Raw genomic sequence first — 21,109 nt, forward strand, 5'->3', positions numbered from 1 at the left:
GGAAATTGTGATTGTAAAGCACAAAAAACGAAGGAGTGGTGCGCGTGATTTTATATCCGTTACCGTCGCGGCCGCAATGATTGGTGCCGGATTGCTTACTGCGGGGCCGGCGGGGGCAGCGGCTCCCGACGACCATAGAGTGGTTGTCTACTATCAAACGCACTATCAGAACAACACGTTTGTTCCCGTTCGGCCGCTCGTAGACGAGAACACGGGCGCAACCCATGTGATTCTTGCCACCCTGCACAATCGGGACGACCCCAGCGAACTCTTTTTGAACGATCATCCCGTGACCGACCCCTACTTTGACCCGGTATGGGAGGACCTTCAATACATTCAGTCCCAGGGGGTCAAGGTGATGGCAATGATCGGCGGTTGGGGAGGCGAACCAACCTTGACGCGACTACAGAACGACTTTGATACCTACTATCCCGCTATTCGTGACTTTCTGAGGGATCACAATATGGAGGGTCTTGACCTGGACATTGAGCATAACTTCCCGGTTGATTTTATTGCTAAGTTTATCGATCAGCTTCGTGCTGACTTTGGTGCGGACTTTATCATCACTATGGCTCCCGTTCCCGGAGGTCTTGATGGCACAGGAGATTTGCTCGCCGGGATCGATTACGACACTCTTTATGCAACGCACGGTAATGAGATCGACTGGTTCAACACCCAGTTTTATTGCGGTAACGGGGATTTGACAAATACTGCCGGATACGACGCGATTATTGCGCACGGTTACCCCGCCTCAAAGGTCGTTGCGGGAACCATCACTAATGCAGAAAACTGCTCACGCGGATACATCCCCTTTGAACAGGTCCTTCAGGTAACTGCAGAATTGACGGAAAAGTACCCCGACTTTGGTGGTGTTATGGGCTGGGAGTACTTCAATAGCGATCCGGGTGGTGTTGATGCTCCCTGGCTCTGGTCTGCGTTTATGAGTGAGGCAATGCAGCTTGAAGAAGAGTTAGAAGAGTTAGAAGAGTTCCCCGAGGTTATCTCGGATAAAGAGGGAGAACCCACCATCACTGAGGAAAATTCGGCTTCTCCTCGGGCAAATCGTGGCGAATTGGCGGCAACTGGCGCGTATAGTCTCGACGCGATCCCGGGGATGCTGGTTCTTCTGGGTACAGGTCTCGCGCTGTTGCTGCGTCGCCGCTTCCAGAGAGCACAACAGCACTGAGCATACTAAAGGAATAGGTGTTCGTCAGGGTAATCCTTTGCTCACGAGGATTACCCTGACGTTCTTTCTCTCTTCTGGCTGACTGGAACCTATCAGGATGTGAAACATTCCAGGTATCAAAATCGAAATATCCCTTTCATAGAAGAGTATTCAAAATTGGCAAAAAATCGATATTTGCGGCGTTAAGGAGGCGGACGCCCGAGGGGACACGACCTCCGTTTCACGTTGGGTTAGCCCCGAAACGGGTCATTGACACCGCTGTTACACTCGCCGAGCGCTCGCACCTGCTCGGCTGGTCCATTCGAGATCTCGCCCGCGAACTTGAGGTGGTTCCGTCGGTTGTTTATCACTACATCGGTGGTAAAGACGAACTGGCGCGCCGTGTTGTCGAGAGGGTTTGCGTTCACCTTCAGTAGCCCGACCCCGCGCTAGAATAGCAAGATTGGTTTTGTGCTGTGTTGCGCTCCGCACGCCCCTGGCTCTCCGGTATCCGGGTGTAGCAAAGTGGCTTCTCATGCACGGCCCTGCCTTTCCCAGTCTTCTTCCGTTTCTTGATAGCGCAGTCGCCCTGCTCCAACAGGCGGGTTTTGGGGATCTGACCGCGTATGCCTACAGTGCACTGTTTAACCATGCTTTTCTGATGCTTGCCCCGGGCGACGATCGCAAGCAACACGAAGGGAACGGCGCCGGGATCACACCGCCATGATGAGTGACTTTGCCCGTAACGCCCTGGACAGCCCCGGCGTTGTGGTGCTGGTCTTGTCACTGATTGAACCGTTGGCCGGAGAACAGGAACGGATGCACTCGGTTCAGAGTAAGTACTACGAGTTCATTCTCGAAAACACCATCGCCGGATTTGGAACATCATCTGGCGCACTCTGCAATAGGAGATTCCTTTGGTATTGATACTGGCAACTGAAGGCTTCTAAACTGTTTTTCTGATACCCGCTGTGCGGCTCTGTGCACTAGACAGAGCCCAGTAACCGAGGGTGCTCCCGTCTCGGATCTCACCCTGAGTAAATCAACTGGGGGTACGGCCTCGAGCGTGTAAAATTCTGCCTCCCAGGATTTCCCGGTTCCTGGGAGGCAGGGCCAAGCGTAGAAAATGTGGCGGTAAAGCACTGGCACTCCGGCCCCGAGATGCCCGATAATTCGACGAAAGAGCCGACCGAGTGCAGGTTGCTTATCTCTTATCCGGTTTCTTCGCGGATCTCTTGGCGGGCAGCGCCTTCAGGATTTTCGGACGGCTTGATCAAGCCGGCTGAAAAGTCGAGACGGACTTTTAATGCGAAGTGAAGTGATCGATCGAAGACTTGAGCATCCAGTCCATCCGTACCCCGTAGTTTCTTTGTGCGGTAGAGCTTCCTGACGTATGAACACCAATAATGCACTCTCCGCACCCCGTTCCGTCATCCTTCACCCAGATGGGGGAACCGCTCTGGCCGCCAAAAGTATCAAGCTGATACCAGAATCTTTGCAAGTTATGGTTGTTGAGGGGGCCAAAATCTTGGAACATGTAGCTGTTGCCCAATTCCTGCCTTTTATCACCGGGGTAACCGGTGATCCAGGCTTTGCTGACCGTAGCGTTACCCGAGTTGCGATATCCCATGTGCCCGTTGACTTTTCCTGCGTTGCAATCGAGCTGGATAATGCCCCAATCGTAATCTGGGCTTTCATACTTTTTCCACTCCTCAGGCACAATGATTCTCTCTGCGGCACAGGTGAAACCTTGTGCCGGGCCGTTTTTCTCAAATGTTGTTGTGACATTGGTTGACCAGTCGGGTGTGGGATATTGTGCGTAAAGACAGTGCGCCGCGGTGAGCACGGTGTTTTCTCCGACGAGGGAGCCGGTGCACGAGTATCGTTTGCTGTTTTTCGTGTGCAGAATGAGGGGGATCTGGTTGTACGGGGTTTGTGAAACGTCTGTCACCCGTGTTCTATTGTCTTTCCCGATGACAACGTAGGGCGAGGGGTGTGTGTCTATGGGAGCTTCGGGCGCTGATTCGGTGGGAGGGTTATGCGTTTTCGTGTCGCTCTGTGAATTCTCACGGGAGAGATCTGCGATATTTCCCGTGCCTCTGCTTGCCGGGGTGGTGACTAGTCCGGACTGACTTATGACGGTCGTGTTTCCTAGGTTGTCAACAAGTGTGACGGTGCCGGGGTTTGCCTCCGCAGCGGTTGTGGAACCAAGAGTCAGGGTCACTGCAAGGCTCACCAGAGTGAGATTTACGCGGGTGCGTTGGCGGTCATATAACGTTTTGATCATTGTGTGCTCCTCGTTTCCCTCGAGCGTTGAGGGCGATAGGCTAACCGGCGATGGTGATATGCGCTTAGTTCTGACCGGGAACCCAACGCTGAGGCTCTCTGACGGATAGTTTATGTAACTATACGATTGTAAATTTAAAAATATTGATTTTCAATATCATCAATAATATTGACACATGTATAGATGTTCTTTCTTTCTAGGAAAGTGGTTGCAGTTGTGGTGAGGTAATCTCCCGTGTGACGCATCGTGGATGCGGAGTAGCTTCTGTTGATGCTGCCCAAAGCACGCGTAGGAAAATAGGGGCGTTCTACGTATGTTGTGTTCGTCGAGGGAGTGAGGTGCGCTTCGGGCCCCCGGGGGCCGAGGTAAACGCGGTTTGCTACACGGGATAAAAGCGATTGATCGTGTGATGGGTCTTCTCCGCGAACTTCAGAACCGTTTTCCCGAGAGGGGAGGGCGCCGGGATCACGCCGCCATGATGAGTGACTTTGCCCGTAACGCCCTGGACAGCCCTGGCGTTGCGGTGCTGGTATCGTCACTGATTGAACCTTTGGTCGGAGAACAGGAACGGATGCACTCGGTTCAGAGCAAGTATTACGAGTTCGTTCTTGAAAACACCATCGCCGGGCTGGAGCATCATCTGGCGCACTCTGCAATAGGAGAGCCCTTTGGTGTTGATACTCGCGACTGAAGGTCTCTAAACTGTTTTTCTGTTATCAGCCGTGCTGCTCTGTGCACTCAATAGAGCCCAGCAACCGAGGGTGCTCCCGTCTCGGATTTCACCCTGAGTAATCAACCTGGGTACGGACTTAAGGGTGTGGAATTCTGCCTCCCAGGATTCTCCCGGTTCCTGGGAGGCAGGGCCAATCGTAGAAATTGTGGCGGTAAAGCAGTGGCACTCCGCAGCAGAGATGCCCGGTGATTCGACGAAAGAGCCTATCGAACGCAGGTTGCTTATGTCGTATCCGGTTTCTTCGCGGATCTCTCGGCGGGCAGCATCTTCGGGATTTTCGGACGGGCCGATAAAGCCGGCTGGAAATTCGAGACGGGCTTTTCCTGCGACGGTGTCGCGCTGACCCCGGATGAAGAGGAGATCTGCTCCGTTAAGGACAGCAATAACCATTACGCTATCGGGTCGTGCTACCCTAAACCACCCGGCAGAACCAACGGTGTTGGCGTCGCTGCGGTGATGAACGGAAAACCACGGATTCGTGTGGAGGATATTGATGTCGTTGGTCAACGCTAACGCCCTTTCACGCTTTTACTGCGCGGTGAAATGATCGATCGAAGACTTGATCGGCGTGGTCATCCGTACCCCGGAGTTTCTCTGTGCGCCAGCGTTTGATGTGGTGTGAACGCCAATAACGCACTCTCCACACCCCATTTTATCGTCCTTGAACCAGATGGGGGCACCGCTCTGGCCGCTAAACGTGTCAATCAGGTACCAGAACCTTCGATCGGTATGGGGGTAGAGAGCGCCAAAGCTTTGAAACATGTAGTGGTTGCCCAACTGTTGCCTTTTATCACCGGGATAGCCCGTAATCCAGGCTTCTGTGACCGGATTATTCTTTAGATCGCGATATCCCATGTGGCCGTTGACCTTTCCTGCGTTGCAATCAAGCTGGATGATGCCCCAATCGGAAGTTGAGTTTTTGTCTTGTGTCCACCACTCGGACACAATCAGTCTCTCTGCCGAACACTTAAAGCTCTGCGTTGGCCCATTTTTCTCAAATGTTGCTGTGACATTGGTCACCCATTCGGATGTGGGACCCCTCCCACGAAGACAGTGCGCCGCGGTGAGCACGGTGTTTTCTCCGACGAGGGAGCCGGTGCACGAGTATCGGCTCCCGTTTTTCTCGAACTGGATAAGGGGGATCTGGTTGTATGGGGCCTGTGAGATGTCTGTTACTTGCGTTCTCTCGTCTTTCCCAATGATAGCGTAGGGCGAGGGGGGCGTGTCTACGGGGGCTTCCTGTGTTGACTCGGTCGGCTCAGACGGGTTATGCATTTTCGTGTCGCTCCGTGAGTTTTCACGGGAGAGATCCGCGATGTTTCCCGTGCCCCTGCCTGCCGGGGTGGTGACTACTCCGGAATGATTTACGATGATCGTGTTTCCGAGGTTGTCAACAAGCGTGACGATGCCAGGGTTTGCCTCCGCGGCGGTTGTAGACCCCAGGGCAAGGACCACCGCAAGGCTCGTCAGAGTGAGATTTACGCGGGTGCGTTGACGGCGATCATATGGCGTTTTAATCATTATGTACTCCTCGAATTTCCTCGAGCGCTGAGGGCAATAGGCTAACCGCGATGATAATATGCGCTTACTCCTGATTGGGAACTCAACGCTGAGGCTCTCTGTTGAATGGTTTATGTAACCGTACGATTGTAAATTTAAAAATATTGATTTTCAATATCATCTATAATAATGATAGACGTCTAGATGATTTGTCTTTCTAGGAAAGTGGTTATAGTCGTGGTGCGGTAAGCTCCCGTGTGAAGCTCGTGATTGTGGAGTGCCTCTGTTGATACTCTCCGCCGCATATGGGGAGAGGGCGTTCTAGGTAGATTGTGTTCATCGAGGGAACGAGGTGCAACTCGCACCCCCGAGGCCGAGGTAAAAGCGATTTTACGCTGCAGGGTATCGGTGTCTATCTCATTGCAGCGCTTGACAGTTTGAGTCGTGATGATGTTAATGCCTATGCGGTACGTTCCCGCAGGCTTGCTGAGAGTGCCCGAGGTCGGGGGTGTTTTGATCGCTCAATAGTTTCCGTTCGAGACCAGAACGGTTTGGTGCTGCTCGACCGCGATGAGCGCCGGAGTTGAGAGCGCAGTTGAATCGCTCGGTGGGGGCAATGAGTCCTGCTGGAAAAGTGAGACGGGATCCTAAGCGGTCGTTCAGTCTTAAATCTTGTGGGTCGGCTGGCACCGAGACTTTCGGTCTGGTCTATCCCCGCTTGTTGTCGCGGGGATAGACCGTGCCCTCAGCCACCCCTGATTGCAATACACGTCAACCACGTAAAATTTACGTTGATGGCCTCGTGGAAAATGCAGGTGGTTTTTGGGTTTCTCTGAGGGGGAGGGTTTGTCTATTGGGGGCTGATCCCAGCAAGGTCATCCATAAATTCTTGAGCAACCGTGGTTACTCGGGTTCCGAAATTTCTTCTGAACTGGTCTATTCCTCCGTCAACGCCCGAGGAGTGTACTCCGACAATGCAATAGGTGCAGGCGAGTTCTTCATTATTGTTGTAATACCAAATTGGAGACCCGCTCTGACCATTGGTGGCATCGATTTTGTCGTACCAAAGGCTGTCGTCGTTGGGAACAGAGTGGACGAGCCCGGAATCCTCATAGAGGGGGAAGGTATAATAGTTCGGTTTTTTATCTCCGGGGAAACCTGTGAGGGTATGATTGGTGGGAAAATCCTCATCAGGACGGTCGTGGGTTCCAAAGAATCCAACGAATTGACCGAAAGAGCATTGGGACTTGATAAGGGCCCAATCGCGAGATGTTGATTCACCTTCGCTCCAGCCCGGCGCAACCCTATAATCGCTAATGCCGCATTTAGGGAGTGTGAATTTTTGCGGATCGGAGCGAAGTGTCAACGTAATGTCATTGAGAGCAGCAGCCCCGTCTGCCTTTGTCTGAAGACAATGGGCGGCGGTAAGAATCACGGCTACGTCAACAAGGGCACCGGTGCAGTGAGTGGTTCCTGATGCTTTTTCTCTTTGAATAAGCACGATTTTGTCGTAGGGTTCGTCAAACGTTGTGACGAGTTTTCTCTTGTCTTCTCCGATTATGCCGCCACCGGCGTAGGAGGTAGCTGGGCTGATACGGCCGTCTGTTTTGATGAACTCGCCCCTAACGTCGTTGGGGTTTCCGCTTCCCCTTGAACTGGGTGTGCTGTTTCCGACAGGGAGTTTTTCTGTAGATGCTGCTGCGGTTGCGTCGTTGCTTGCCCTGGTGTTTGTTGTCGTTGGACTATCGGGGCTTGTAGCGGAGGCGGTTGGGCCAAGTGCTGTGGTGAGCGTGAGTGTGAGTAGGGTGAGTGTTGCTGCGCCGCCATGCCGCCAGGCGCGGGTGTGGTGAGCATAGTGGGATGGCCGTGGCGCGGCGCGGCGTAATATTGTCATGGGTATTTGCGATATTCCTAAGTTGGTAGATGGAATTGACAATTTAATTATTGACAATTAATGTTATTGTTTTGATTCAATTAGAGAATTTAAATTCTACTTTGTTAATATACACATTTTTGGATCTATGATGTGCTTGAATAATGAAAAATTATCGTCGGGTGTTTTGATCCTTGGGTAATCAGATACGTCTCAGTGTCAACGTCGGTTAGATATCACGGCACGCGCGACGGGAGGTGTCATCTGTTGAGGCCCCCTAATTCACGCATAGAAAAATAGGGGGTCGATTTGTGGGCATTCTACGTAGCCTGTGTGCGTTGAGGGAATGAGTGGTTAGGGTGGTTCTATAAGAAATTGACACAGGTTATGCCTGTGTTTCGAATACGAAGGAGTAGGCTAACGTGGTTGCAGGCACAACACCATACATTTATGATGCAATCCGCACTCCCCGTGGCCGAGGTAAAAACGGTTCGCTACACGGGATAAAAGCGATTGACCTTGTGGTGGGTCTCCTCCGTGAACTTCAGAGCCGTTTCCCCGAGCTCAATCCCGGTGCCATAGACGATATTGTTCTTGGCGTGGTTACACCCGTGGGTGATCAGGGAGCAAACTTGGCGAAGACGGCGGCAACCGTTGCGGGGCTCCCGGACACGGTTGCGGGTGTGCAGGTTAATCGATTTTGCGCGTCCGGGCTCGAGGCGGTGAACATCGCTGCGCAGAAAGTTGCCGCGGGATGGGAGTCTCTTGTGATTGCGGGTGGTGTCGAGTCGATGTCTCGGGTTCCCTTCGGCGCCGATGGCGGTCCCTGGGCAAACGATCCGGTCACAAGCTATGACAGCTATTTTGTACCGCAGGGTATCGGGGCTGATCTCATCGCAACGCTTGAGGGTTTTAGCCGTGATGATGTTGATGCCTATGCGGTACGTTCCCAAAGGCTTGCCGAAAACGCCTGGGCTCGGGGATACTTTGATCGCTCAATAGTCCCCGTTCGAGACCAGAACGGTCTGGTGCTGCTTGATCACGATGAGCATCGGCGTCCAGAGAGCACTGTTGAGTCGCTCGGTGGGTTAAAATCGTCTTTTGCCGCCCTAGGACAAAGATACGGATTTGACGCCGTCGCGCTGCAAAAATATCACTGGGTTGAGCGTATCAATCACGTGCACACCGCCGCCAATTCCTCGGGCATCGTGGACGGTGCGGCCCTGCTTCTCGTGGGGTCCGAGGCTGCCGGTGCTGAGGCGGGACTTACCCCGCGTGCACGGGTGGTTACGGCAGCGGTGAGTGGGGCAGACCCTACCATCATGCTCACCGGCCCCGCCCCGGCGACCCTGAAGGCGCTTGCACAGGCGGGGCTCACCACGGAGGACATCGACCTTTTTGAACTGAACGAGGCGTTTGCCTCCGTGGTGCTTAAGTGGATGAAAGACCTCAATATCCCCCAAGAGAAGGTGAATGTTAACGGCGGTGCCATCGCTATGGGACACCCCCTGGGAGCGACCGGGGCAATGATACTGGGCACGGCGCTCGACGAACTCGAGAGGCGCGGTGGAAAACGGGCGCTCATCACCCTGTGCATCGGTGGAGGCATGGGTATCGCAACGATTATTGAGAGGGTGTAGACCGTATGGGTTCTCCTGAGAAAATCGGCATGATTCACTGGAACAGAGACTCGGAGGGGATTATCACCCTCGTCATGGATGATCCCGATAATCCGGTTAACACGATGAACGATGCCTTCATCGATTCGCTTGATAACACCGTTACCCGGTTAGAGGCGGAGATCGAGAACGTTACCGGCGTGATTCTGGCCTCCGCAAAGCAGAGTTGGTTTGCCGGTGGAAACCTGCGCGAACTCATTACCGCCTCACCAGAGACCGCGAGGGAGGAATATGCGCGGGTCACCCGCATGAAAAAGCAATTCCGGCGTCTCGAACTTCTGAGGTGCCCCGTTGTCGCCGCAATCAATGGAACCGCCCTCGGCGGAGGCTACGAGGTGGCGCTTGCCTGTCATCATCGGATAGCGATAGACAGCCCAAAAACTAGAATCGGTTTGCCCGAGATTACCCTGGGTATGTTTCCCGGCGCGGGCGGAGCCACCCGTACGGTGCGTATGTTGGGTCTTGAGCGCGCGCTCAAGACCGTGCTTTTGCCCGGAACCCGTTTTGGGGTTGTTGGGGCCAGGGGCGCGGGTCTAGTTGATGACGTGGTGGAGACCCCCGAGGATCTAGAGGCCGCAGCTCGAGAGTGGATTCTTACCCATCCCGACGCAGCGCAGCCCTGGGATCGGGCGGGGTTCCGGATCCCCGGAGGCACCCCGAGCACTGCAGGGATATTGCCCGCGTTGGCTCCCTTTATACAGGCCTCTCCAGCTCTGCTGCGCCAGAAGCTTGGTGGGGCGCATTACCCGGCTCCTCGGGCCCTTCTGGCCAGCGCGGTCGAGGGCGCTCAGGTGGATGTCGACACCGCCCTCGATATTGAGACGCGTTACTTCGTGAGCGTGATTGATACACAGGTCGCCAGTAACATGATCGGTGCGTTCTTCTTTGATCTCACCGAGGTCGTGTCGGGGGCCTCTCGGCCTCGGGAAGCTGAGCGCCACACCGTTAATCGTCTTGGCGTTATAGGTGCGGGCATGATGGGTTCTGCCATCGCCTACACCGCGACCCGTGTGGGCATTGATACGGTGCTTTTTGATACCGATGTGCTGGCTCAAGAACGGGTGCTCGGCTATGTGCGTTCCCGGGAACGGGAGCGGGTTTTGCGACAAGACCCGGAGGCGTCCGATGATCTTATCGATTCTGAGGTGTCACGGCTACTCAAACGTCTGAACTTCTCCTCCACAGTGACGGAGCTCGCGGGTACTGAGTTTGTGATTGAGGCCGCTTACGAAGACCTTGAGGTGAAGAAAGCTCTGTTTATGGAGAGCGAAAACACGGTGCAGCCCGGAACCGTTTTGGCGAGCAACACCTCATCGCTGCCCATCGCCGAGATTGCGGATGCCGTGGATGATCCCTCTCTGGTTATTGGTCTTCACTTCTTTTCTCCGGTGGACAAGATGGAGCTTGTGGAGATCGTGCGTGGCCCACTCACCTCCGACAAAACCCTCGCCCGGGCTTTTGACCTTGCGCGGCAATTGCGCAAAACACCGATTGTGGTCAATGACTCGCGAGGCTTTTTTACCAGTCGGGTGATCTTTCGATATATCGAGGAGGCCTTAGCCGTCCTGGGGGAGGACATCAACCCTGTAACGCTAGAGCGGGCGGCTGGGCGTGCAGGGTATGCGGTGTCGCCCCTCAAACTCATTGACGAACTTAGCCTGACCCTGGTTGATCGGATCTGGCGTGAGAACGCCCGCGCTCAAGAGACCCTGCGCGTTGCCGGCAGCGTGTGGTCCCCCGCGACGGAGGCCCGTCACACGGTAGACCGAATGCTTCGAAAGGGACGGCTCGGGCGTGCGGCGGGAGCCGGGTTCTACGATTATTCTGAGGGGAAACGTGGTGATCTCTGGCCTGGGCTATCGGATTATCCCGGTCAACAACCAGGCTCCTTTCCTCACCACCCTGGGAGAGTGCTTCAGCCGGATAACACCATCCTGGAGAACCTTGGGGAGCGAATGCTCTGCGCCGAGGCTCTTGAGGCCGTTCGCTGTTGCGAGGAGGGAGTTATCGCCTCGCTTGCAGATGCCAATATCGGTTCGCTCCTCGGTATCGGATTTCCCCCGTGGACGGGGGGAGTGTTGCGCTACATCGAACAGTACGAGGGCGGGGTCGCGGGCTTTGTCGCGCGATGTGGAGAATTCGCGCGGCTTCACGGGCCGCGCTTCGAGCCGCCCGTCTCGCTCGTTCGCTGTGCCCGGGAGGGGCGCTCGCTTGCGGAGACCTACTTTAAACGCGCTGAAAGGGAATCACAATGACCACTACCCTAGAAACACAGATATCCACTCCCTTTACTACAGAGTTTGGCATTAGACACCCCGTTGTTCAGGGGGGAATGATGTGGGTGGGGCGAGCGGAACTGGCCGCCGCCGTATCGGAGGCGGGCGGCCTCGGCATTATCACTGCCCTCACCCAGCCGACCCCCGCAGATCTCGTTAAGGAGATCGAGCGTGCCCGGGCACTCACCGATAAACCCCTCGGTGTTAACCTGACCATTCTTCCTTCGATCACGCCGCCACCCTACGACGAGTATCGTCGCGCGATTATCGACGCGGGAATCACCATTGTGGAGACAGCCGGAGCGAACCCCGAACCTCACATGGAGATGTTCAAAGAGCACGGAGTAAAAATTATTCACAAGTGCACCAGCGTTCGCCACGCGCTCAAAGCTCAGCGGGTTGGTGTCGATGCCGTGAGCATCGACGGTTTTGAATGTGCCGGACACCCCGGTGAGGATGATGTTCCCGGGTTGGTGCTTATCCCCGCGGCAACCGAGAAACTCAGTATCCCCGTGATTGCCTCGGGAGGGTTTGCTAACGGGCAGGGCCTAGCCGCAGCTCTGGCCCTGGGCGCCGACGGTATCAACATGGGAACCAGGTTTATGTGTACGGAGGAGTCGCCGGTGGCACACGAGGTAAAGCAGTGCATTGTTGAGGCAACGGAGCGGGACACCGAACTCATCTTTCGCCCTCTGAAAAACACCGCCCGGGTGGCCAGCAACAGTGTGAGCCGCGAGGTGGTTTCGATTTTGGCGGCCGGGGGAGAGTTTCCTGATGTGCGCGACCTGGTGGCGGGTTCGCGAGGACGCAAGGTTTTTGAGGAGGGAGATCTTGAGGCCGGTATCTGGTCCGTAGGTATGGTGCAGGGACTCATTCACGATATTCCGTCGGCGGGTGAGGTGGTGCGCCGTACCGTTGCAGAGGCCGTCACCGAGATTGATCGGATAGCCGGACTGATAAATCGGGGTTGAGCGGGAGCTTTCTTCGATCCAATCGTGAAGGTATCTATCGTTACGTAGGATTGCGCCGGGTGTGAGTCTTGATGCGCGCGTTGTACTGTGCACGTAGTTTTTATGGATAAAGTAGAGGTCTATGTCCTCAGCTGTGCCTCACGTAGTCGTTGTTATTAATCCGGTGTCGGCCACCGGTAAACGCGGGGCAATTGGTTCGCGGGTGGCGGACGCTTTTAAAGCCCGGGGTTTTGCCGTAACCGCACTCCTCGAACAGGACGCTGCCTCTCTGGCTACTGCTCTTGCGCGCGTGTTATCAACACGGCCCGATGCCGTGATAGCGGTGGGGGGCGACGGCCTGGTGCACCTGGTGGTGGAGCAACTTGTGGGAACAGAGATCCCGCTGGGCTTAATTCCCACCGGCACGGGAAATGACTTTGCTCGTGGGCTGGGCGTCTCGCTTCACGTTGACGAGGCATTGCGCGCAACCCTGCGCCGGCTGTCCACCGAGGCGCTTGCGCGGGGGAGAACGGTCGATACCGGACTTATTCTTGGGCAGGGTGTGAGTCAGCCCTTTGTGGGCGCATTATCTGCCGGGTTTGATGCAGCCGTCAACAAGCTCACAAATCGTATGGTGTGGCCGCGCGGTAGAGCGCGTTATATTTTGGCGGTACTCATTGAGCTGGTGCGCCTGCGTTCCAGGAAGTATCGCATGCTGGTTGATGGTGATGAACTTGAGACGAGTGGGATTCTTGTGTCGATTGCAAATAATTCGTCGTTTGGTGGCGGAATAAAAATTGTTCCAGATGCCCGCCTCGATGACGGTTTTCTTGACCTTTTTATCGTGTCTAAAATATCGCGGATTCAGTTTCTGCTCTTTTTTCCGCGTGTGTTTCGCGGAACCCACACGAGCATTCCCGAGGTGACAATTCGCCGAGTCACAGAGGTAACCGTGGAGTGTGAGGGCGTTACCGGTTTTGCCGACGGCGAAGAGGTGGGGGCCTTGCCTCTGACCGTTCGGGTGGTGCCCAAATCGCTACGTGTTCTCGCGTGAGAATTGTGTGCGGACAGAGTTGACGAACGACGTAACAACTGAGAGAAAGCAGGGACTTTTTCTGGAACTTTCTGCTCGATTGGTGTTCGGCGCGAATCTGTGCGATTATTTAACGGTTGTTCTAACGGCCCCATCGTATAGCGGCCTAGTACGCCGCCCTCTCACGGCGGTAACGCGGGTTCGAATCCCGCTGGGGTCACAACAAAGCCCCGGGGAGTCGTAAAGACTTTCCGGGGTCACCATAGCAGGGCTTGCTCTGAGCCAAGGCATCCGTGTTGTATGCGTGCTTTGAATCGCAATTACTTTCTCTCGCCTATTAAAGAAAGATTGTCGGAATTATTTCCTGTCGTGAATTGTCCGACGTAGGTGTGGGACTGATGCGGATGACCTGCAGATGCAAATTCCCGAATGCTCATACTTGTTCTGGATAGGCTTGCGCATAGTGCAGGTTTTTAGGAGTGCGGTTTCTCGAATTATTTTGCCCGGTCAGGGTGGGTGAACCCGGGGTGAAATTAGGAGAGACTCTTGGGTTTGAACCCTTCAATAAAGCTAGAATTACAAGCTGTATCATACACATTTTTATGCTTTGATCCGGCGGCCTCTATCGCTTTAGGGTCTACTTTTATTGGGTTATTCAGCTAAGAGACACACTCTATCGTGTGTGGGACTCTCCCTCAATGCTGTCTGTTCATAACCGTTTACTGAGGAGATTGACATATTTGATGACAAGAAACACCGCTGTGGCTTCTGCGCCTAGCGATCGGCACCGTGGAGGTCTCATAACGAGAGGGAGACGTCGTCCGAGGGGTTGGGCGTTGGGAAGTCTGCTTCTTGGAGTTGTGTTCATCTGTACCGTGCTTCTAGCAGGAGCTCCTGATGTGCAGGCTCAGATGCGGGCGGGAGCAACCGTCAGCGCCTGGGGTCTTGATGATCATGGTCAGGTTGAGGTTCCGGCGGAGCTTGTTGGGAGGGATGTTGTGGCGGTTGCTGCTGGGTATGCTCATTCGTTGGCTTTGGTGTCGGATGGGAGTGTTGTGGCCTGGGGTCTTGACGATCATGGTCAGGTTGAGGTTCCGGCGGAGCTGGTTGGGAGGGATGTTGTGGCGGTTGCTGCTGGGTATGCTCATTCGTTGGCTTTGGTGTCGGATGGGAGTGTTGTGGCCTGGGGGCGCGATAATCATGGTCAGGTTGAGGTTCCGGCGGAGCTTGTTGGGAGGGATGTTGTGGCGGTTGCTGCTGGGTATGCTCATTCGTTGGCTTTGGTGTCGGATGGGAGTGTTGTGGCCTGGGGGCGCGATAATCATGGTCAGGCTCAGGTCCCAGATGCGCTTACTGGTAGGGAGGTGACCGCTATTGCTGCCGGAAGTTCTCATTCGTTGGCTTTGGTGTCGGATGGGAGTGTTGTGGCCTGGGGTCTTGATGATCATGGCCAGGTTGAGGTTCCGGCGGAGCTTGTTGGGAGGGATGTGGTGGCGGTTGCTGCCGGATACTTACATTCGCTGGCCTTGATGTCGGACGGAAGCCTAGTAACCTGGGGATACAATTTTTTTGGTCTTTTAGACATTCCCGCTGAGGCGTCGAACAGAGTGTTTACATCAATAGCGGCTGGCTTTGGGCATGCTGTGGCGCTCACACAAGAGGGAGACATTCTTGTGTGGGGGTGGAACGGACGGGGTCAGCTTAACGTCCCGGTGGAGGTAGCCAATAAAACAGCTACGTCGATAGCCGCTGGTTACGCACATTCGCTGGTGACTTTTCAGCCTGATAGAGACTCGACACTGAGGGTGTCGTTGGGGTATGAGTTGGCGGATGGCGTGAGCACACACACCGCCAGCGTGACCGTATTACACAGGGTGACGCAACTTCCGGTCGTCAATGTCCCGGTGGATTTTAACGTTTTTCGGGAGGGTGATGTGATGAGTACCCGAGCGTTTACCGGACAGGATGGTATTTCTCACATCGAGATCACCTCTACAGTTGCAGGAGAACACGAGGTAGCGGCAAACATTCACGGTGAGACGATTGATGTTCCTGCTGGCGGTAATAGAACGGCTCGTTTTGGAACTATGCCGGTGCTTGAAGAAGCAGCATTCTTGTTCCCCGCGGGGGAGTTTCGCTCGGTTGTGATCCCGGTGACGGGTATTCCCTCACCGGTGTTAAGGGGCAGATCTCTTGGGGATGTGCTTCCGCAGGAACTGCCGACCGGATTGATTTTGGACTCGGTGACGGGTGTGTTAAGCGGCACGCTCACGGAGATTGGAAAACACGTTTTTGAGATTAATGCGGAGAACGAGTTGGGCACTAATCTGAGAGTGTACACCGTAATGGTTACTCCTCCCGCGTCCGAGGTTGTGAAAGCCTTGCCCTCGGCATCTTCTTGGGAAGGCTCCCCTCAAGAGCTCAGTGTGACGGGAACAGGTGGTGTTGACTGGTTTATCGTTGCTGGTTTAGCGTTGCTCGTTGGCGGAGCAGGTTTATACCTTCGGGGAACAGCGCAGCCGCCTTACTCGGGTCGCGATAATCTGTAAATGACAGCGCTGTAACGGTAGTCTGTGTAAAAGAGTTAATTACTTTTATGATTGGACAGAGAATGGTTCATCTTAACCCCCCGCAGCCGCAATCACAGGCTGCAAACGGCCTCGGTATTGCGTCAATGGTGCTCGGTATTATTGCCTTGGTTTTTGCCTTTTTGCCCATCCTTAACGGGCTTGCCCTGGTGCTTGCAGTTCTCGGTCTTATCTTTGGTGTCATCGGCCTTGTATTGAAAGGACGCAGGAGGGGTGCAGCTATCTCGGGGGTGATTATGTCTTTCATTGCGATTATTATCAGTGTGATAACCATTCTCTTCTACGCTGCCATTGCCGATTCTCTGTTCCGTTCGTATCGATCGATGACAGATGATACGGGTGGAGCGTCTCGGGCGCCTGTTAGCGTTGTTGCTGAGCAACCCAGCGATGCAGAGTCGCTAGTGTAGCGGGGATCCGTGCTCAGGCGCTTTGAGTGCGAGCTCTGAGGGTGCTGAGCATAATGAGAATGAGGCCACTTACTGCCCACAGGGTAAGGGTAAGCCACTGTGATGCGCTATTGGCCTCGGGGAAATACGAGAGGTTTCGTAGCAGTGTCGCTGAGGCGCCGGGAACAAAACCCTGACCTATGGCACCCCACGGCTCGACGAGAAATTGCATAGGTGCTGCGCTTGACGCCAGGGGATTTCCGATAAGTACCGTGATGATGGCTGCGAGCGCAAGGCCGGGTCGTCCGAGGAGGCCACCCAGGCCAACGACGAGAGCGCCAGTGGCAAAGAGTGTCAGGGCGATTGCGCCTGTATTTACCCAGAAGTCTCCCTGAATAACTTCAAACCACCCCTGCAGGGTAGCGGTGAGAACAACGCCGCTGAGTGCCGCGTAGAGTGTTACGCCGATGAGGCGGCGTGCTGTTCCGCGGGTGAGGAAAAAGACGATGACCCCACCGATGACGCCGCCGAGGGCGAGCGGGAGTGAAGCTATGCTGAGTCCGGTTCCGCGGGGGTCGTGGTCGCTGAGAGGCACAATATCACGTACCACAACTCGGGGTAGCTCGGGCGGGGTTTGTCCTGCAGCGAGCGCTGCTCCAACGCTTTCCTCTACCCTGCTATAGGCCTGTTTGAGGAGCTGTGTTTGAAGCTGCGAGGCTACCTGGGTGAGCATCTGAGAGACTACCGGGCTGGCGGCCGACGCGGTGAGAACGGTTGGTGTCTCGGTGAGGACGAGGGCGCCGTAGACTTTGCGTTCCTTGATGGCTGTGATCGCGGCTTTTTCGTTGTCGACGGTAACAAACGTAATGGCATTATCGCTCTGTGAGTCGATGGTGGAGGTGAGGCTGTCTACGGCCTGTTGGGGGCCTGCGACGGCGACGGGAATGTTTTGCGCTGTGCTGGTGGCCGTGGGCCATAAAAACGCGAGGAGGATGAGGAAAATAATGAGGGTACCCGCGAGAGCCGCCCCGATCGGTTTTGCCCACGCCCGGTGGTTGTCTGGCCCGGTGGGTGGGGTGTTGAACATGGGGCCGCTGAGAGGAGGTGTATTGCCCGTGGATACCGTTTCCATGAGATGTCCTGTCTAAAACGAATGTTCATTCCTTATAATGTAATGGAAGTCATTTAGTGTCAAGGGTTAGCGTCATAATTTTTTCGCGGAGAGAAAAGCCTAAAAGGCGTGAGGGTAACGATAAATAAAGAGTGCACGAGAATAACCCAGGGAAGAGCAAATGCCAAAGATCACGGAGGCTCGTCGAGCGAGTAGGCGGGCAGAGATAGCCCGGGCCGCCCTCCGCTGTTTTGCGCGAAAGGGTTTTCAGGCCACTTCAATGGCTGAAATTATCACCGAATCAGGCCTCTCGGCGGGAGCAATCTACGTCTACTATTCCAGTAAGGAAGAGCTCGCCCTAGAGGCCACTAGGTATGTTCTTGACCGCCGTCTCGAAGAGTTGATTAGTGTGCGGGGAGAGTGGCCGCTGCCGCACCCGGGGATTCTGGTTGAGCGTTTTATGACGGGGCTGCATCGCGAGATTGACGACCTGGGGATTTTGATACAGGTGTGGGGAGAAGCCGTATCAAACCCCAAAATGAGCGAGATAGTTCGCGGGGTATTCGTGACGGTGCGTTCATACTTTAGAGATTTCCTTGAGGAGTGGTTTTCTGAGGAGGGAGGGGTGGACACCGAAGAGGCAGCCCGCCGTGCGGAGACGTACGCCCCAATCTTTGTTGCGCTGTGTCAGGGCTACATGGTGCAGTCTGTTTTGGTGCCGGGTTTTGATGGTCGAGAGTACCTCAAATCGATACTGCACATCGCACCCGTCTTGTAGGGGAGAAACAACGCTCACCCGGTTACGCGTTCTGCCGATTTCCATCGCACCCGTCTCGTAGGGGGGAGACACTACCTACGCCAGTTGTCCGGCAGCACGAACACGGACGATGAAGGCATCCTCCATGTAGGCGACCGGGAACTCCTCGATCGAGATTACCTCCACACCCGACGGAGAAGCACCTGCCGTGATCGTACGTTCGATCACCTCGATACGAGCCCTGGAGACGGCTTCTGCACGGCTGATTTCCTTGAGTGAGAACACATTTTCGACCTGTGCCGCGATGTCACCCAAAGCCGCCCCCACGGCGTTGGCTGCCTCGGCGTGCTCCGGGCGCATGATGCTGGACGTTCCCTCAAGTGAGAGGGGAGAAATGATCGACCCTCCTCCCACCAATACGATCGGAACCGGATTGGCGCTCGGTTTCATGCGGTCGATCGCCTCTTCCAATGTGCTCCGAATTGCCCGCTCTGCGCCTTGAAAAAGCTCAGGCAGGATCTGTGGAGAACGTCGGCCTGCAATGTTTAATCTGCCCGCGGCCACTGCGATGTCGGTGGTTGTTAGCGTATTTCCGCCGAACACCAAGGATTCCTGGGAAATACGATAGCCCACGCTGTCGGGGCCCAGCGTGAGGTTTTCTTGTGAGTCAGCGGGGTTCGTTCGAATAATCGTGCCGCCTCCGAGCCCGATCGAGAGGACATCCGGCATCCTAAAGTTTGTACGTATTCCACCGATCTCGACGGCGTGTGCGGACTGTCGAGGAAAGCCGTTTGTGAGTACGCCGATATCGGTTGTCGTGCCACCGATATCGACGATAAGTGCGTTCTCAACGCCGCTGAGGTGTGCCGCTCCTCGGATCGAATTGGTAGGACCGCACCCGATCGTCAGAACGGGGAATTGCAGTGCATAGTCGAGACTCATGAGAGTTCCGTCGTTCTGTCCGAAATAGATTTTTGCAGCTATGCCGTACGAGTCGAGGGCACGTTGGAATCCGTCTGCCATATCTCCGAGGGTCTGAATCAGCGCAGCGTTCAGAATCGTAGCGTTCTCGCGTTCGAGCAGCCCGATGGTTCCGATCTGGGACGAAAGCGAGACCGGCACATCAAGTTCTTCCCTGACGATTTTTCCGACGATGGTTTCGTGTTCGATGTTGACCGAGGAGAAGACCCCCACAACCGCGACGGCATCCACCAAACCTCGCATTTCTGTGCACGCTCGAAGTACAGCATCCCGATCTAGACGGCTGATCTCTCGTCCGTTGAATTCGTGTCCGCCCGTGATCACGGCAGCGTATCCCTCGACGGTGGCACGGAGGTCGGCTGGCCACCCCTCGAAGGGCGGAACCGCAGTGGTAGCCGGCCCGCCTATTCTCAAGATCCCTACCCGCCTGAGTCCCTTTCTTTGCACGATGGCGTTTGTGCAGTGAGTGGTTCCTAGCATTGCGGTGCTGACTTCGGCGCCCGAGATTCCGCTCCTGCGCATCAAGCGTTCTATGACGTGTGTGATGCCCTCGCCCGAATTGGTTTTTGTGGGCACCTTCACCGTCGTGATTACGCGTAGCTGATCGTCGAGTAGCGCTGCGTCCGTGTTGGTGCCGCCAACATCGATTCCGATGCGATAACTCATAGTTTGACCCTTTCTTGCACAGCAACGAGTTTTTCGACCGGGGTGTAGTCTACGTCGTAGTTGAAATAACCTGGCCCGGCCGTAGCTAGCCCCATCTCTGTGCGCCAGTATTCGTGCGAGGGGAACCCAACGACTACCACTCTGGCACCGTAGCGTAGCATTTCGGTAGTAATGGGTTGACCGGTTACCTGATCCAGGACTGTGATGAGATCGGGCGTGACGGCTGCAAGTTGGCCGTTGCGCGTGCCGAGCAACATCTCATTTTGAAACTGCAGTTCAAATGTTGAGTCCCGATCTTTATCCAAACCGTCAAGAGTGGCCTGACCGCGAGTGAATCCCCCTTGGATCGCACGCTCAACCGCGGTTATTTTGCCGGAGAAAAGGTGGAATCCAGAAAGTTCATTGAGGAGCGTAGCCACCCGGTCTTCGTCTCGAATATCATTTCCCAAGAGGATTTCCCCGATTCTTCGTGCGGTGCTCAAAGTTCCGGGGATGGCACACTCTTTGACCACTTTGCCCGGATAGGCGTAATCAATCATTGTTGCGTTGCCGCCCATTTCGAATGAGATCACTCTCGCTAGGCGTTCCGCCCACATGCCGTCCTTGGGCTGAATTACCGCAGAGTTACCGTGTGAATCGACCAGTATTCCTCGACCTGGAGCATAGCCCGCAAGGTGAAAAGTCACCATCGGTGCCTCAGGAAAAGCGCGCCCCATCGAATCGCCGTCGACTATTGGAAGCCCGCGTTCGGCAGCCGCAGAAATTGGAACCAGTGAGTTTCCTCCGCCGATTTCGGTTGGCATAATTGCAGTCACGGATTGCCCGGTGCTGGCTTCAAGAAGATCGATGGCCGCAGCGAGCTCTCCCTCCGCCTGAATCTTTTCGATCGCCACCGAGGGGGCTCCAATCATTCCTACCGGGGCAATAAAACCACCATCCGGAAGGGCCTCAACGGAGATGACCTCGACCTCTCCGAACTCACGAATGGCTCTTTTGGCTTGTAGTGCTCCGACGTGAGGGTCGCCGCCGCCGCCGGTTCCCAGCACCGCAGCGCCGATCGCAATGAAATCTATATCGGACTCGGTGATTGTGTGAAGTGGGTTACCGGCTCGTACCGCTGTCAT

Annotated in this window: 18 protein-coding genes and 1 tRNA gene; 12 read left to right on the forward strand and 7 right to left on the reverse strand. The window is 55.1% G+C overall.

The features are described 5' to 3' along the window. The first annotated feature begins 7 nt into the window (after positions 1-7). From FrondiHNR_RS02905 to FrondiHNR_RS02915, 3 genes are all read left to right on the forward strand, one after another. Positions 8-1,186, forward strand: coding sequence for a glycosyl hydrolase family 18 protein (locus FrondiHNR_RS02905; RefSeq protein WP_279353746.1), 1,179 nt, complete (start codon positions 8-10; stop codon positions 1,184-1,186). Between the two features lie 514 nt (positions 1,187-1,700). Continuing rightward, a complete protein-coding gene (locus FrondiHNR_RS02910; RefSeq protein WP_279353747.1) occupies positions 1,701-1,892 on the forward strand; it encodes a hypothetical protein in 192 nt (63 codons plus the stop codon). Then, on the forward strand, positions 1,892-2,092 hold the full coding sequence (locus tag FrondiHNR_RS02915; protein ID WP_279353748.1) for a hypothetical protein: 201 nt from the start codon (positions 1,892-1,894) through the stop codon (positions 2,090-2,092). The genes FrondiHNR_RS02910 and FrondiHNR_RS02915 overlap by 1 nt, the downstream gene beginning before the upstream one ends. A 376-nt stretch (positions 2,093-2,468) precedes the next feature. On the opposite strand, the gene FrondiHNR_RS02920 is transcribed toward FrondiHNR_RS02915, so the two are convergent. Further along, positions 2,469-3,452 (reverse strand): trypsin-like serine protease, encoded by a 984-nt coding sequence (locus FrondiHNR_RS02920; protein ID WP_279353749.1) that lies wholly within the window; start codon positions 3,450-3,452, stop codon positions 2,469-2,471. A gap of 376 nt (positions 3,453-3,828) precedes the next feature. On the opposite strand from FrondiHNR_RS02920, the gene FrondiHNR_RS02925 reads away from it, so the two are divergent. After that, positions 3,829-4,143, forward strand: a complete 315-nt coding sequence (locus FrondiHNR_RS02925; RefSeq protein ID WP_279353750.1) for a hypothetical protein — start codon at positions 3,829-3,831, stop codon at positions 4,141-4,143. Between the two features lie 6 nt (positions 4,144-4,149). On the opposite strand, the gene FrondiHNR_RS02930 is transcribed toward FrondiHNR_RS02925, so the two are convergent. The 3 genes from FrondiHNR_RS02930 to FrondiHNR_RS02940 all read right to left on the reverse strand — a co-directional run bounded on the left by FrondiHNR_RS02930 (position 4,150) and on the right by FrondiHNR_RS02940 (position 7,579). Next, positions 4,150-4,692: an NUDIX hydrolase gene (locus tag FrondiHNR_RS02930; protein WP_279353751.1), complete on the reverse strand. Its 543-nt coding sequence runs from the start codon at positions 4,690-4,692 to the stop codon at positions 4,150-4,152. Positions 4,693-4,713: 21 nt separating this feature from the next. After that, entirely contained in the window at positions 4,714-5,706 is a 993-nt protein-coding gene (locus FrondiHNR_RS02935) for a trypsin-like serine protease (protein ID WP_279353752.1), read from the reverse strand. Between the two features lie 829 nt (positions 5,707-6,535). After that, entirely contained in the window at positions 6,536-7,579 is a 1,044-nt protein-coding gene (locus tag FrondiHNR_RS02940) for a trypsin-like serine protease (protein ID WP_279353753.1), read from the reverse strand. A gap of 401 nt (positions 7,580-7,980) precedes the next feature. Here FrondiHNR_RS02940 and FrondiHNR_RS02945 point away from each other — a divergent pair, with 401 nt between their 5' ends. From FrondiHNR_RS02945 to FrondiHNR_RS02975, 7 genes are all read left to right on the forward strand, one after another. Beyond that, a complete protein-coding gene (locus tag FrondiHNR_RS02945) occupies positions 7,981-9,198 on the forward strand; it encodes an acetyl-CoA C-acetyltransferase (protein WP_279353754.1) in 1,218 nt (405 codons plus the stop codon). A 29-nt stretch (positions 9,199-9,227) separates the two neighbouring features. Continuing rightward, positions 9,228-11,492, forward strand: coding sequence for a 3-hydroxyacyl-CoA dehydrogenase NAD-binding domain-containing protein (locus FrondiHNR_RS02950; protein WP_279353755.1), 2,265 nt, complete (start codon positions 9,228-9,230; stop codon positions 11,490-11,492). Continuing rightward, the gene (locus FrondiHNR_RS02955; protein ID WP_279353756.1) at positions 11,489-12,484 is read left to right on the forward strand and encodes a nitronate monooxygenase; all 996 of its coding nucleotides are present in this window, start codon (positions 11,489-11,491) and stop codon (positions 12,482-12,484) included. Before FrondiHNR_RS02950 ends, FrondiHNR_RS02955 begins: the two co-directional genes overlap by 4 nt. Before the next feature lie 121 nt (positions 12,485-12,605). After that, on the forward strand, positions 12,606-13,517 hold the full coding sequence (locus FrondiHNR_RS02960; RefSeq protein WP_279353757.1) for a diacylglycerol kinase family protein: 912 nt from the start codon (positions 12,606-12,608) through the stop codon (positions 13,515-13,517). A gap of 126 nt (positions 13,518-13,643) precedes the next feature. Beyond that, positions 13,644-13,716 (forward strand) — tRNA-Glu (locus FrondiHNR_RS02965). 541 nt (positions 13,717-14,257) lie between these two features. Next, positions 14,258-16,045: a putative Ig domain-containing protein gene (locus FrondiHNR_RS02970; protein ID WP_279353758.1), complete on the forward strand. Its 1,788-nt coding sequence runs from the start codon at positions 14,258-14,260 to the stop codon at positions 16,043-16,045. 47 nt (positions 16,046-16,092) lie between these two features. Further along, positions 16,093-16,491: a hypothetical protein gene (locus FrondiHNR_RS02975; RefSeq protein WP_279353759.1), complete on the forward strand. Its 399-nt coding sequence runs from the start codon at positions 16,093-16,095 to the stop codon at positions 16,489-16,491. A 13-nt stretch (positions 16,492-16,504) separates the two neighbouring features. Here FrondiHNR_RS02975 and FrondiHNR_RS02980 read toward each other — a convergent pair whose 3' ends face one another. Continuing rightward, complete coding sequence (locus tag FrondiHNR_RS02980; protein WP_279353760.1) at positions 16,505-17,602, reverse strand: ABC transporter permease; 1,098 nt, start codon at positions 17,600-17,602, stop codon at positions 16,505-16,507. A gap of 160 nt (positions 17,603-17,762) precedes the next feature. On the opposite strand from FrondiHNR_RS02980, the gene FrondiHNR_RS02985 reads away from it, so the two are divergent. Continuing rightward, a complete protein-coding gene (locus tag FrondiHNR_RS02985) occupies positions 17,763-18,359 on the forward strand; it encodes a TetR/AcrR family transcriptional regulator (protein WP_279353761.1) in 597 nt (198 codons plus the stop codon). A gap of 75 nt (positions 18,360-18,434) precedes the next feature. Here FrondiHNR_RS02985 and FrondiHNR_RS02990 read toward each other — a convergent pair whose 3' ends face one another. Both FrondiHNR_RS02990 and FrondiHNR_RS02995 read right to left on the reverse strand, forming a co-directional pair. After that, complete coding sequence (locus FrondiHNR_RS02990) at positions 18,435-19,985, reverse strand: hydantoinase/oxoprolinase family protein (protein WP_279353762.1); 1,551 nt, start codon at positions 19,983-19,985, stop codon at positions 18,435-18,437. Further along, on the reverse strand, positions 19,982-21,109 hold the full coding sequence (locus FrondiHNR_RS02995) for a DUF917 domain-containing protein (RefSeq protein WP_279353763.1): 1,128 nt from the start codon (positions 21,107-21,109) through the stop codon (positions 19,982-19,984). Before FrondiHNR_RS02995 ends, FrondiHNR_RS02990 begins: the two co-directional genes overlap by 4 nt.

The sequence above is a fragment of the Lysinibacter sp. HNR genome (assembly GCF_029760935.1).
Classification (GTDB): Bacteria; Actinomycetota; Actinomycetes; order Actinomycetales; family Microbacteriaceae; genus HNR.

Coding starts and splice junctions, on each gene's coding strand:
- FrondiHNR_RS02985 (WP_279353761.1), top strand. CDS start 17,763: ATGCCAAAGATCACGGAGGCTCGTCGAGCGAGTAGGCGGGCAGAGATA.
- FrondiHNR_RS02990 (WP_279353762.1), bottom strand. CDS start 19,985: ATGAGTTATCGCATCGGAATCGATGTTGGCGGCACCAACACGGACGCA.
- FrondiHNR_RS02975 (WP_279353759.1), top strand. CDS start 16,093: ATGATTGGACAGAGAATGGTTCATCTTAACCCCCCGCAGCCGCAATCA.
- FrondiHNR_RS02940 (WP_279353753.1), bottom strand. CDS start 7,579: ATGACAATATTACGCCGCGCCGCGCCACGGCCATCCCACTATGCTCAC.
- FrondiHNR_RS02955 (WP_279353756.1), top strand. CDS start 11,489: ATGACCACTACCCTAGAAACACAGATATCCACTCCCTTTACTACAGAG.
- FrondiHNR_RS02910 (WP_279353747.1), top strand. CDS start 1,701: ATGCACGGCCCTGCCTTTCCCAGTCTTCTTCCGTTTCTTGATAGCGCA.
- FrondiHNR_RS02915 (WP_279353748.1), top strand. CDS start 1,892: ATGAGTGACTTTGCCCGTAACGCCCTGGACAGCCCCGGCGTTGTGGTG.
- FrondiHNR_RS02980 (WP_279353760.1), bottom strand. CDS start 17,602: ATGGAAACGGTATCCACGGGCAATACACCTCCTCTCAGCGGCCCCATG.
- FrondiHNR_RS02950 (WP_279353755.1), top strand. CDS start 9,228: ATGATTCACTGGAACAGAGACTCGGAGGGGATTATCACCCTCGTCATG.
- FrondiHNR_RS02920 (WP_279353749.1), bottom strand. CDS start 3,452: ATGATCAAAACGTTATATGACCGCCAACGCACCCGCGTAAATCTCACT.
- FrondiHNR_RS02960 (WP_279353757.1), top strand. CDS start 12,606: ATGTCCTCAGCTGTGCCTCACGTAGTCGTTGTTATTAATCCGGTGTCG.
- FrondiHNR_RS02935 (WP_279353752.1), bottom strand. CDS start 5,706: ATGATTAAAACGCCATATGATCGCCGTCAACGCACCCGCGTAAATCTC.
- FrondiHNR_RS02995 (WP_279353763.1), bottom strand. CDS start 21,109: ATGACAGCGGTACGAGCCGGTAACCCACTTCACACAATCACCGAGTCC.